The 11,314-nt window shown below is 69.8% G+C and carries 10 protein-coding genes; 8 read left to right on the top strand and 2 right to left on the bottom strand.

Annotated features, from left to right (window positions below):
- The 7 genes from AB0D85_RS34345 to AB0D85_RS34315 all read left to right on the top strand — a co-directional run.
- Nucleotides 1-937 (top strand): CHAD domain-containing protein (locus AB0D85_RS34345; protein ID WP_362328865.1); only part of this gene is annotated, 937 nt, incomplete at its 5' end.
- A gap of 75 nt (nucleotides 938-1,012) precedes the next feature.
- Complete coding sequence (locus AB0D85_RS34340) at nucleotides 1,013-2,995, top strand: TIGR03960 family B12-binding radical SAM protein (RefSeq protein WP_362328863.1); 1,983 nt, start codon at nucleotides 1,013-1,015, stop codon at nucleotides 2,993-2,995.
- A 186-nt stretch (nucleotides 2,996-3,181) separates the two neighbouring features.
- A complete protein-coding gene (locus AB0D85_RS34335; RefSeq protein ID WP_362328861.1) occupies nucleotides 3,182-3,706 on the top strand; it encodes a hypothetical protein in 525 nt (174 codons plus the stop codon).
- A 115-nt stretch (nucleotides 3,707-3,821) separates the two neighbouring features.
- On the top strand, nucleotides 3,822-4,979 hold the full coding sequence (locus AB0D85_RS34330; protein WP_362328859.1) for a DUF4331 family protein: 1,158 nt from the start codon (nucleotides 3,822-3,824) through the stop codon (nucleotides 4,977-4,979).
- On the top strand, nucleotides 4,976-6,061 hold the full coding sequence (locus AB0D85_RS34325; RefSeq protein ID WP_362328857.1) for a hypothetical protein: 1,086 nt from the start codon (nucleotides 4,976-4,978) through the stop codon (nucleotides 6,059-6,061). Before AB0D85_RS34330 ends, AB0D85_RS34325 begins: the two co-directional genes overlap by 4 nt.
- Before the next feature lie 96 nt (nucleotides 6,062-6,157).
- On the top strand, nucleotides 6,158-7,441 hold the full coding sequence (locus AB0D85_RS34320) for a Dyp-type peroxidase (protein ID WP_362328855.1): 1,284 nt from the start codon (nucleotides 6,158-6,160) through the stop codon (nucleotides 7,439-7,441).
- A 177-nt stretch (nucleotides 7,442-7,618) separates the two neighbouring features.
- Complete coding sequence (locus tag AB0D85_RS34315; protein ID WP_362328853.1) at nucleotides 7,619-8,284, top strand: S1 RNA-binding domain-containing protein; 666 nt, start codon at nucleotides 7,619-7,621, stop codon at nucleotides 8,282-8,284.
- A gap of 41 nt (nucleotides 8,285-8,325) precedes the next feature.
- Here AB0D85_RS34315 and AB0D85_RS34310 read toward each other — a convergent pair whose 3' ends face one another.
- Entirely contained in the window at nucleotides 8,326-8,778 is a 453-nt protein-coding gene (locus AB0D85_RS34310) for an Lrp/AsnC family transcriptional regulator (RefSeq protein WP_362328851.1), read from the bottom strand.
- A gap of 81 nt (nucleotides 8,779-8,859) precedes the next feature.
- Here AB0D85_RS34310 and AB0D85_RS34305 point away from each other — a divergent pair, with 81 nt between their 5' ends.
- Nucleotides 8,860-10,077: an aminotransferase class I/II-fold pyridoxal phosphate-dependent enzyme gene (locus AB0D85_RS34305; protein ID WP_362328849.1), complete on the top strand. Its 1,218-nt coding sequence runs from the start codon at nucleotides 8,860-8,862 to the stop codon at nucleotides 10,075-10,077.
- Here the strand turns inward: AB0D85_RS34305 and AB0D85_RS34300 are convergent.
- Nucleotides 10,067-11,278 carry a cytochrome P450 gene (locus AB0D85_RS34300; protein WP_362328847.1) on the bottom strand — a complete coding sequence of 404 codons (1,212 nt, stop codon included), beginning with the start codon at nucleotides 11,276-11,278 and terminating at the stop codon, nucleotides 10,067-10,069. The two genes, AB0D85_RS34305 and AB0D85_RS34300, sit on opposite strands and share 11 nt — an antisense overlap.
- Nucleotides 11,279-11,314: the final 36 nt, after the last annotated feature.

Raw genomic sequence — 11,314 nt, 5'->3', positions numbered from 1 at the left:
GAAGGCCGGGGCGGCCGAGGAGCCTGGGAAGGTCGAGGAGCCCGGGACGGCCCGCACCGGCGAGCCGGTCACCGCGGGCGACCATGTCATGGCCTACGTCCGCGCCCAGCGGGACGCGATCGTCGAGCTCGACCCGGCCGTACGCCTGGACACCGAGGAGGGCGTGCACGACATGCGCGTCGCCACCCGCCGGCTGCGCAGCACGTTCCGCACCTTCGGCAAGGTGCTCGACCGCGAGGTCACCGACCCGATCGCCGACGAGCTCAAATGGCTGGCCGGCGAGCTGGGCGTGGGCCGCGACCAGGAGGTCCTGGCCGAACGCCTGCTGGCGGCCCTCGCCGGCCTGCCCGACACCCTCGTCGCCGGCCCCGTCCACGACCGTATGCGGAGCTGGGCCGACGAGGGCGAGCGCGGCTCCCGGGGCCGGCTGCTGGGCGTCCTGGACTCCAAGCGCTACCTGGCCCTGCTGGACACACTCGACGCCTTCGTCGCCGGCCCGCCCCTGCTGAAGGCGGCGGCCGACGCCCCGGAGAAGGTGCTCACCAAGGCCGTGCACAAGGACTTCGCGAAGGTCACCGACCTGATCGAGACGGCCATGGCACAGCCCCCCGGCCACGACCGCGACCTCGGCCTGCACGAGGCCCGCAAGAAGGCCAAGCGCACCCGCTACGCCGCCGAGGCGGCCCAGCCCGCCCTCGGCAGACCGGCGAAGACCATGGTCAGGTCCATGAAGTCGATCCAGACCCAGGTCGGCGAGCACCAGGACAGCGTGATGGCCCGCGAGGCCCTGCGGGAGCTGTCCGCGGTGGCCCACGCGGCGGGGGAGAGCACCTTCACGTACGGGCTGCTCTACGGCCGCGAGGAGCAGGCCGCGGCGGCGGTCGAGGCCGGACTGCCGGAGGCCTGGGAGTCCGTCAAGGCCGAGACGCTCCTCTGATCGGGGCGTACGGAGGGGGCCGCCGACCGGGTTAGGCTAGATGGTCACCTCCGTCAGCTCACAAAGGTCCGCGAGATGCCTGCCGAAGCCGCCACCCAGGTCGCCGAGTCTGTGTTCCCGCAGCTCGAAGCTCTGCTCCCGCACGTGCAGAAGCCGATCCAGTACGTCGGCGGAGAGCTCAACTCCACGGTCAAGCCCTGGGAGACCAGCGACGTCCGCTGGGCACTCATGTACCCGGACGCGTACGAGGTCGGTCTGCCCAACCAGGGCGTCATGATCCTCTACGAGGTGCTCAACGAGCAGGAGGGCGTCCTCGCCGAGCGCACGTACAGCGTGTGGCCGGACCTGGAGGCGCTGATGCGCGAGCACCGCGTCCCGCAGTTCACGGTGGACAGCCACCGCCCGGTGAAGGCCTTCGACGTGTTCGGCCTGTCCTTCTCCACGGAGCTGGGCTACACCAACATGCTCACGGCGCTGGACCTGGCGGGCATCCCGCTGGAGTCGAAGGACCGTACGCTCGACGACCCGATCGTCCTCGCGGGCGGCCACGCGGCCTTCAACCCCGAACCGATCGCGGACTTCATCGACGCGGCGATCATCGGCGACGGCGAGCAGGCCGTCCTCGACATGACGAGGATCATCCGGGAGTGGAAGGCGGAGGGCCGCCCCGGCGGCCGTGAGGAGGTCCTCTTCCGCCTTGCGAAGACCGGCGGTGTCTACATCCCGGCGTTCTACGACGTCGAGTACCTGCCCGACGGCCGTATCGCCCGTGTGGTCCCCAACAAGTCGGGCGTCCCGTGGCGCGTCTCCAAGCACACGGTCATGGACCTGGACGAGTGGCCGTACCCCAAGCAGCCCCTGGTCCCGCTCGCGGAGACGGTCCACGAGCGCATGTCGGTGGAGATCTTCCGCGGCTGCACCCGAGGCTGCCGCTTCTGCCAGGCCGGCATGATCACCCGCCCGGTGCGCGAGCGCTCGATCACGGGCATCGGCGAGATGGTGGAGAAGGGCCTGAAGGCAACGGGCTTCGAGGAGGTCGGGCTGCTGTCGTTGTCGAGTGCGGACCACTCGGAGATCGGCGACATCGCCAAGGGCCTGGCCGACCGCTACGAGGAAGACAAGATCGGCCTCTCCCTCCCCTCCACCCGCGTCGACGCCTTCAACATCGACCTGGCGAACGAGCTCACGCGCAACGGCCGCCGCTCCGGCCTCACCTTCGCCCCCGAGGGCGGCTCCGAACGCATCCGCAAGGTCATCAACAAGATGGTCTCGGAGGACGACCTCATCCGTACGGTCTCGACGGCCTACGGCAACGGCTGGCGCCAGGTCAAGCTCTACTTCATGTGCGGCCTGCCCACCGAGACCGACGACGACGTCCTCCAGATCGCCGACATGGCGACGAAGGTCATCGCCAAGGGCCGTGAGGTCTCCCGCTCCAACGACATCCGCTGCACGGTGTCGATCGGCGGCTTCGTCCCCAAGCCCCACACCCCCTTCCAGTGGGCCCCGCAGCTCTCGGCGGAGGAGACGGACGCCCGCCTCGAGAAGCTCCGCGACAAGATCCGCGGCGACAAGAAGTACGGTCGCTCGATCGGCTTCCGCTACCACGACGGCAAGCCCGGCATCGTCGAGGGCCTGCTCTCCCGCGGCGACCGCCGCATCGGCGCCGTCATCCGCGCGGTCTACGAGGACGGCGGCCGCTTCGACGGCTGGCGCGAGCACTTCTCCTACGACCGCTGGATGGCCTGCGCCGACAAGTCCCTCGCCCCCTTCGGCGTGGACGTCGACTGGTACACCACCCGCGAGCGCACCTACGAGGAGGTCCTCCCCTGGGACCACCTCGACTCGGGCCTCGACAAGGACTGGCTCTGGGAGGACTGGCAGGACGCCCTCGACGAGACGGAGGTCGAGGACTGCCGCTGGACACCGTGCTTCGACTGCGGAGTGTGCCCGCAGATGGACACCTCCATCCAAATCGGCCCGACCGGCAAGAAGCTGCTCCCCCTGACGGTCAAGAACGCCGCGCCGGCGCCTGCTGCGAGTGGTCACGCGCACTGACGTGGCGACTCGCAGATCGAGCCCCTTCCCGGAATGGGAGGGGGCTCGACGGTTTCCGGCGTGGCGTGATCGTCTTGCCGATGCCCTGGGGGACGACAAAGCTGGCTATGAAGGCAGTCCGGAACGCGCCCGGAACGGAGGAGAGCCTGCAGCCCAGCCGATAGATGATCAAAGGGAGAGGGAGCCATGACGACACAGAGCTCCGCGCAGTCGGCGACTCCGGGGGACGCGACTCCCACCGTGGCCAGGCAGCCCGACGGTCTCGGCAAGCGCGTCGGGGAGGTAGCGGAAATCACCGTTCTCCTCGATGCCAAGCCGGGCGGGGCGGAGAGGTTCCACCAGAAGGCCGCCAAGATCCAGGAGGACGCCTGGCGCTACGAAAAGCTCGTCGGCACTGTCCACGACTTCCGCGTCACGTTCATCAACGATGACACTCAGGTCATAGGCGCGGTCACCTATGACGGTGACTTCAGGCCCTACATGGCTGACATTTTCGCCAACGCCGGGCCGTGGTTCGACGAGATGTTCGAAGATACCGTTGAGGGCTGGCCCGGGGCGTCCGATCCGAAGATGGTCGACTGGCTGTCGACGAAGATCGTTGAGGCGGACATGTGGTATGCCTCCAATCCGACGATGACGGTCGAGGACACCACCAAGGCGCAGAAGGTCACGCAGGCGTTCAACGCGTTGCTGGACACTGCGTCCGCCTAGCGGTTGTCTCGCGTCCAGGTGCCGTGGCCGTGGCCGTGGTGCCTGGGATCCACCGGGCGGCCCGGCAACGGTGCGAGGTTGTCGGCCGGGCCCCGTCAGCGGAGGTCGCAGCATCATGTCCGACCATCTTTCCGGCACCCGCGCCCTGGCCGATCCGGCGATAGATCTGACGGACCTCTTCGCCTTTCCCAGCCCCTCCCGGGCGGGTCGGCTCGTCCTCGTCATGAACGTCTTTCCCAACGCCCGGCCGGGAGCCCTGTTCTCCGACGCTGCGAGCTATCGCTTCCGCGTCCGTCCGGTGTCCGTGCCCGTGGGGGGTTCCGGCTCACTCTTCGACGTCGGCACCGACGAATTCGCGCTTACCTGCACCTTCTCGGCTCCGGTCGGACCGGATGACAAGGGGGAGCCGGCGCAGTGGGGTACGTGTGTGCTGCCGAACGGCGAATCGGTCTCGTTCCTGGTGAACGACGAGCGGGGCGGCGAGGGCCATGGCGTGCGCTGCTATGCCGGGCTGCGGCTGGATCCCTTCTTCATGGACGTGGCCAAGGAGGTGGAGACACGGGCGGACCGGCGGCTCGCCTTCCTGCCCAAGGGCACCAACACCCTGGAGGGCGCCGACGTCCTGACCGTCGTGGCGGAGCTCGACGTCGCCGGGGTGTTCGGGGCGGCTTCGGGCAGCGTCTTCGCCGTCGCGGCGGAAACCGTCACCGCGGGACCGTATCCCGTGCGCCTCGAACGCCTCGGCCGCCCCGAGGTCAAGAACATCCTCATGTCGGACAACGGGGTCGACACCGCCAACAAGGTCGTGGACCTGCGCGACCTCTACAACGAGGAAGACCCGTTCCGGCCGGGTCCGAGCTACATGGACGCCTATCGCGCACGGCTCAATGCCAACCTGGTCTTCTTCGACGGTCTCGACGGCAAACTGGACTGGACGATGCGGCCGGACGGGACACATCCACTGACGGAGCTGCTGCTCGCGGACTTCCTGGTCGTGGACGTCGCCGAGCCGTACGCCGAGGACAGCTATTTCGAGATCGAGCGGGCCCTGCTGGAGGGACGCGAGCATGCGACCTGTGGCGGCCGGTCGCTGGGCGACGATGTCATCGACACGCTCTACACGCTGATCGTCAACGCGGGCCACGGCCCACGTGTGAGCGACGGCGTCGACGGGACCGCTCCACCCCTGCGGGAGTTCCCGTACCTGGCACCGGCCAACCCGCACCCGCCCGAGCAGGCGGCCACCATTCCGAAGGCCGCCGCGAGCCGATGAGCCGCTCCACGGCGGCCACGTGTGCCGGCGGTGCGACAGGTCCCGGCCTCGCCGGCGGGCCGCACACGACAGCCGGCGTCATCGCCATGGGCAATCTCGACGCGCGCATCGAAGGTCTGACGTCGCAGGCGGCGCGGGAAAGGCTCACCGTCGACGGCTGGGGCGAGTTGGTGGAGCTGACCGCCCTGCGCGGGCACGTACGGGGCCGCGTCGACGAGGCCGAGCACGCCGCGGCGCTGGCGGAGACCTTCGTCGACCGGGCGCCGCGCGATCCTCACTCGCTCATGACGCGCGCCAGGACGGCGGCCCTCTTCCACCGGTTCCCGGCGGCGCTGGACGATCTGGACGCGGCGGCCGCGCTGGGGCTCGATCGACGCACCGTGGACGAGGAGCGAGCAGCCGTCCGGCAGGCGGTCGGGCGGTACGACGAGGCGTTCGCGCTGCTTCGAGAGGCACTGTCGGTACGGAGGGACTTCAGGACCCTCGGAGCCATGGCCCGCTGTCATGCCGAGGGCGGCCCGGCGGATGAGGCCGAGACGTGGTTCCTGGCGGCGAGACGCGCCTACCGCGGGGTCAGTCCCTTTCCGCCGGCGGTCCTCGAATTCCAGTGCGGGAAGATGTGGCTGGACCGGGGCGGCCTGGTGAGCGCGCGCGTCTGGCTGGAGTCGGCCGTCTCACGGCTGCCGTCCTACGTGCCGGCTCGGGGTCACCTCGCCGAGACCGACGCTGCCGAAGGCCGGACGGCCGTGGCGATCGAGCACCTGCGCCGGCTGGCCCTCGCCAGCGACGATCCCGACTACGCGACCCGGCTCGCTCACCTCCTGACCACGTCAGGGACATCGGCGGGGGAGTCGGCGGAGGCACGTCTCTGGCGTGGTCGCGTCGCCGCGCGCTACGAGGAGTTGATGGCGCGCCACCCCGAGGCGTACGCCGATCACGCGGCCGAGTTCTGGCTGACCGTCGGCGGCGATCCCCTGCGAGCGCTACGGCTCGCGCGGCAGAACCTCGCGCTTCGGGCAACCCCACGCGCCCATGCGTTGGTCAATCGTGCGATGTGTCGTGTCGGACAGACCGGAAAGTAGCGGTAATTGGTACAAAGTCGGCCGGTACCTGACCGGGAGGACGCCATGACAGCGACCGGAGCCACACCACTGCAGCTGGACGAGATTCAGGGAATCGTGCTGCGCAACCGGCCGTCACCGTACGTCGGCACCTACATCCTGCTCCGTGTGGACGATCCTGCTGCCGGACGTCAGTTGATGGGTCGCCTGGCAGAGCTGGTCGACTCGGCTGCCAACTGGTGGCAGCCCGATCTGCCGGCGCTCCTCAACGTCGGACTGACGTACCGGGGGCTCGAAGCGCTTCAGGTCCCACCGGCCTCCCTGAACACCTTCCCCGAGGAGTTCCGGCAGGGCATGGCGGCACGCGCCGAGTTCATCGGTGACACGGGGGACAGTGCGCCCCCACGCTGGGAGCCGCCCTTCGGCACCGGCCAGGTGCACGTCGTGCTGTCCCTCCTGGCCGCCGACCAGGAGTCATTGGCGGTCGTCCTCGAACGTGCACGCAAGGCTCATGCGCAGCTTCCCGGTCTTCGGGAAGTCCATCGGCAGGACTTCTACCAGTTGTCCACGGGGCGCACCACCTTCGGCTACAAGGACGGCATCGGTAACCCCACGATCGAAGGCAGCGGCGCCGGGGCCCCGCCTGATGACGGCTCCGTGCTCAAGGCGGGCGAGTTCGTGCTCGGCTATCCCGACGAGACCGGAAACCTGCCGCCGATGCCGCAGCCGGCCGAACTGGGCCGCAACGGCACCTTCGTGGCCTGGCGGAAGCTGCACACACGCGTCGCCGCCTTCCGCCGATATCTACGCGACAACTCCGGTAGCCCGGACGAGGAGGCGCTGCTCGCCGCCAAGATCGTGGGCCGCTGGCAGAGCGGCGCCCCCTTGGTCCTGGCGCCCGAGCACGACGACCCGGCCCTGGGGTCGGACGATCAGCGCAACAACGGCTTCCGCTACGAGTCCGATCCGCGCGGCGCGATCTGCCCCCACGGCGCCCACGCCAGGCGGGCCAACCCGCGCGACTCGGAGATCATCGGCGACGTTCGCCTGCACCGCATGATTCGGCGGGGCACCAACTATGGTCCGCCGCTGTCGGCCGGCATCCTGGACGACGATGGCGCTGACCGCGGCATTGTGTTCGTCTTCATCGGCTCACACCTCGACCGTCAGTTTGAGTTCGTGAAGTCGCAATGGCTCAACGACGGCCACTTCACGGGCCTTGACGAGGAGAAGGACCTGCTCACGGGCGACAACGACGGCACCGGCATCTTCACGGTCCCGCAGCACCCCGTCCGGCGCCGCCTGCACGGCGTGGAGCGCTTTGTCATCACCCGCGGCGGGGAGTACTTCTTCCTGCCGAGTCTCAGCGCACTGCGCTGGCTCGCCCACCTCGGCGCCTGAGCAAACTTGACGATCACATCAGCGGAGCCCGCGCGGTTGTACGGTCAAGAACACGGGCCCGGCGCAGGCTTCGAGCGGCCACACGCACTGATAGGCGCCGCGGCACCCGGCCTCCTCCCGTGCGGCTCTGCCCGTGAGAGCCTTGCGGTATGGGGGATGCTTCGGCCGGAGAGGCCGTTGGACGATTCCTGCTGCCGGCGCCTGTTCGACGTTGCCGTGGTCGGGCAGCGGGTCACCGGCGAGGTGGTGGACGTGGATCCGGACGCGGGCCGGGTGCGGTTGTCGATGGCGGCCACCGAGAACCCGGAACTCTGGGCGTTCCTCAAGGGGCTTCGTCTCGGCGATGTCCTGACGGGGACCGTGGCGGCGATCGAGCGGTTCGGCGTGTTCGTGGCGTTGGACGAGGGCCCTGCGCATCCGGTGTATCCCGGGGTCGGGTTCATCACGTATCCCGAGCTGTCCTGGCGTCGTGTCGAGGCGGTGTCCGATGTCGTCGAGGTCGGGCAGCGGGTGTCGTGCGAGTTCCTGCAGTTCGACACCTGGAACGGGGAGGCCCGGCTGTCCCTGCGGGCGATGCGGCCGGACCCCTTCCTGGTGTTCGTCGAGAACGAGAACATCGTGGTGGGCAGGAGACTGAGCGGGCGGGTGACCAAACTGGTCCCGTTCGGTGTCTTCGTGGAGGTCGCCGAGGGCATCGAGGGCCTGGTGCGGCTGTCCGAGCTGAGTTCGGTGCCGGTGGCGGCGCCGGAGGACGTCGTACGGGTCGGCGATCGGCTGACGGTCGTCGTCACCGACGTCGACCGGGAGTGGCGCCGGCTGTCGCTCTCCAGGCGACAGGCCTGAGCGGGTGCGATCCGGACCCGGGCCGCGCCTGGCGGGGGGCGTCAGAGGGGCATGGGGCGGGGGGCGATCACCCGCTTCATGACGATGGTCGACGTGAGCTGGTTGACGTTGGGCAGTGTGGAGAGTCTGTCCTCGAAGAGGCGCTGGTAGGCCTCCAGGTCTTCGGTCACCACCCGCAGCAGATAGTCGGGAGTGCCGAACAGCCGCTCCGCCTGGATCACTTCGGGGATGGCCGTGAGCCCCTCGTCGAATGCCGCGAGCTGCTCGCGGTCGCCGTGGCGCAGGTGGACGAAGACCAGCACCTCGAAGCCCAGCCCGACGGCGGCGCCGTTGAGGGTGGCGTGGTAGCCGCTGATCACGCCTGAGCGTTCGAGATCCCGTAGACGACGCTGACAGCGGGACACGCTGACCCGTACGCGTTCGGCCAGCTCCGTGATCGTCTGCCTCCCGTCCCGCTGGAGCTGCGCAAGAATTTCGCGGTCGATGTCGTCCATGCGCGTAATCCTCGCATCAGGGCCTGCGAGCGGCGAGAGAAGGCAAGCACTTCGCGGGCCGCTCCGCCTATCCTTTGCCGCATGAGCAGTGCGAACAGTGTGAACAGCGGTATATCCGGCGAAACGAACCCCCTGTGTCAGGTCTCCCTGGACCAGCTCCGGCTGCGCACCAGCGAGAAATGGCATGTGTATCCCCCCGACGTGCTGCCGCTGTTCGTGGCCGAGATGGACGTACTGCCCGCGGAACCGGTGGCCCGGGCCATCACGGACGCGGTCACCCGTGGCGACACCGGCTACCCGGCCGGCACCGCGTACGCCGAGGCGCTGGCGGGGTTCGCCCGTGAGCGGTGGGGCTGGGACGGCGTCGTCGTGGAGCGCACGGCGATGATGCCGGACGTGATGCGCGGCATCGTCGAGATCCTCGACGTGATCTCCTCCCCGGCCGACGCCGTGGTGGTCAACTGCCCCGTCTATCCGCCCTTCTACCACTTCGTGGAACACACCGGCCGGCGCATCGAGGAAGCCCCGCTCGGCGAGGACGGGCGCCTCGATCTCGCCGCCCTGGAGGAGGCGTTCGAGCGCGCCGCGCGGCACGGTTCCCGGCCGGTCCACCTGCTGTGCAGCCCGCACAACCCCACCGGGACCGTGCACACCGCCGACGAGCTGACCGCCCTCGCCGCGCTGGCCGCCCGGCACGGCGTCCGCGTCGTCTCCGACGAGATCCACGCCCCTCTCGTGCTGCCGGGGGCCGTGTTCGTGCCGTACCTGAGCGTTCCGGGTGCCGAGAACGGCATGGCGCTGATGTCCGCGTCCAAGGCGTGGAACCTGGCCGGGCTCAAGGCCGCCGTCGCCCTCGCCGGCCCGGCCGCCGCCGACGACCTCGCCCGGATCCCCGCCTGGGTCCAGGAAGGCCCCAGCCACCTGGGCGTCATCGCCCACACCGCCGCCCTGCGCGAGGGCACTCCCTGGCTCGACGGCCTCCTCGACGGCCTCGCCGCCAACCGCGACCTCCTCGCCGGTCTCCTCGCCGACCACCTGCCCGGCGTCCGCTACCGGCCCGGCGAGGGCACCTACCTCGCCTGGCTGGACTGCCGGAACCTGGGCCTGGGCGACGACCCGGCGGCCGTCTTCCTCGAACACGGCAAGGTGGCCCTCAACTCCGGGCCGTCCTTCGGAACCGGCGGCGCGGGACACGCCCGGCTGAACCTGGCCGCCTCGCCCGAGCTGCTCACCGAAGCCGTACGGCGCATGGCCGCGGCAACCCTTTCCCGCGGAGCCTCACGCACCGTCAGGCCGTGACGCCGTCGATCGCCACGCGAAGGTGGCGGGGGCCGCGCAGCACCGCGTTGGCACGGTACGGCGGCGGGTCCTCCAGCAGCCTGGAGAATCTGACCCGGCGGAACAGCTCGGGCACGGCCAGATGCAGTTCGATCCGGGCGAGCGGGGCGCCGAAGCAGTAGTGGATGCCGGTGTAGAAACCCAGGTGCTCGTTGTCCTTGCGGTCGGGGTCGAACCGGTCGGGGTCCAGGAAGCGCTGGGGGTCGCGGTTGGCCGCGGCGAGCATGAGCCAGACCGGCGAGCCCTCGGGGATCGTGGTGCCGGCGACGTCGATGTCGGCCAGGGCGGTGGTCCACGGGACGAACTGGACCGGGGGCTCGTAGCGCAGCACCTCCTCGATGAGCGGCACGGCCAGGTCCGGATTCCTCAGGAACCGGTCGAGGACGTCGGGGTGGCGCAGCAGGGTGAGGGTCGTGTTGGTGATCGCGTTGACGGTGGTCTCGTGGCCGGCGACCAGGAGCAGCACCGCGGTGGCCTCCAGGTCCGCCGGTGTCATGTCGGGGGCGAGCGCGCTGAGGATCCCGGGGCCGGGGTGGCGGCGTTTGGTCTCGATCAGGTCGGACAGGTAGGAGCCCAGCTCCTGGCGTGCCCGCTGTCCCTTCTCCTGGCCGTCGTCCCCGCCGCCGGGGCGGGGGTCGAGTGCGGACGCCAGGGCGTCGGCCCAGCCGTGGAAGCGCGGTTCGTCCTCGCGCGGCACCCCGAGGACCTTGCAGATGGCGGTGACGGGCAGGGGGTAGGAGAAGTCCTCGACGATGTCGACCTCGTCCTTGCCCTCGAAGGAGTCGAGCAGTTCGGTGACGACCCTGGCCAGCTCTCCGCGCAGGCTGTCCAGGAACCCGGGGCTGTGCGGGGGACCGAACGGCCGGTTGATGGTGTCGCGCAGCCGGTCGTGCACGGGCGGATCGGTGAAGATGAAGCTGGGCGGCAGGCCGGACTCCTCCTCCGGCTGCCCGGGACGGGCGTAGCCCGGCGGGCGGTTGCGCGTGTCGTTGCTCAGCCGCGGGTCGTTGGCCAGGCTCCGCACCTCGTGGTAGGTGCTGACCAGGTAGGTTCCGTCGTCCTCCCGCCTGACCGGTGTCTTGCGCAGTTCCGCGTAGAGCGGGTACGGATCGGCCCGGTTGGCGTAGTCGGTGATCCGCGCGGTGATGGGGTCGGACGTCATGGTGTCTCCCGAAGGCTCCGGGCGGGTTCAGCGCCG

Origin of the sequence: Streptomyces sp. NPDC048277 (assembly GCF_040652235.1) — a bacterium.
Classification (GTDB): Bacteria; Actinomycetota; Actinomycetes; order Streptomycetales; family Streptomycetaceae; genus Streptomyces.
This window is presented reverse-complemented; position numbering and strand designations above follow the sequence as displayed.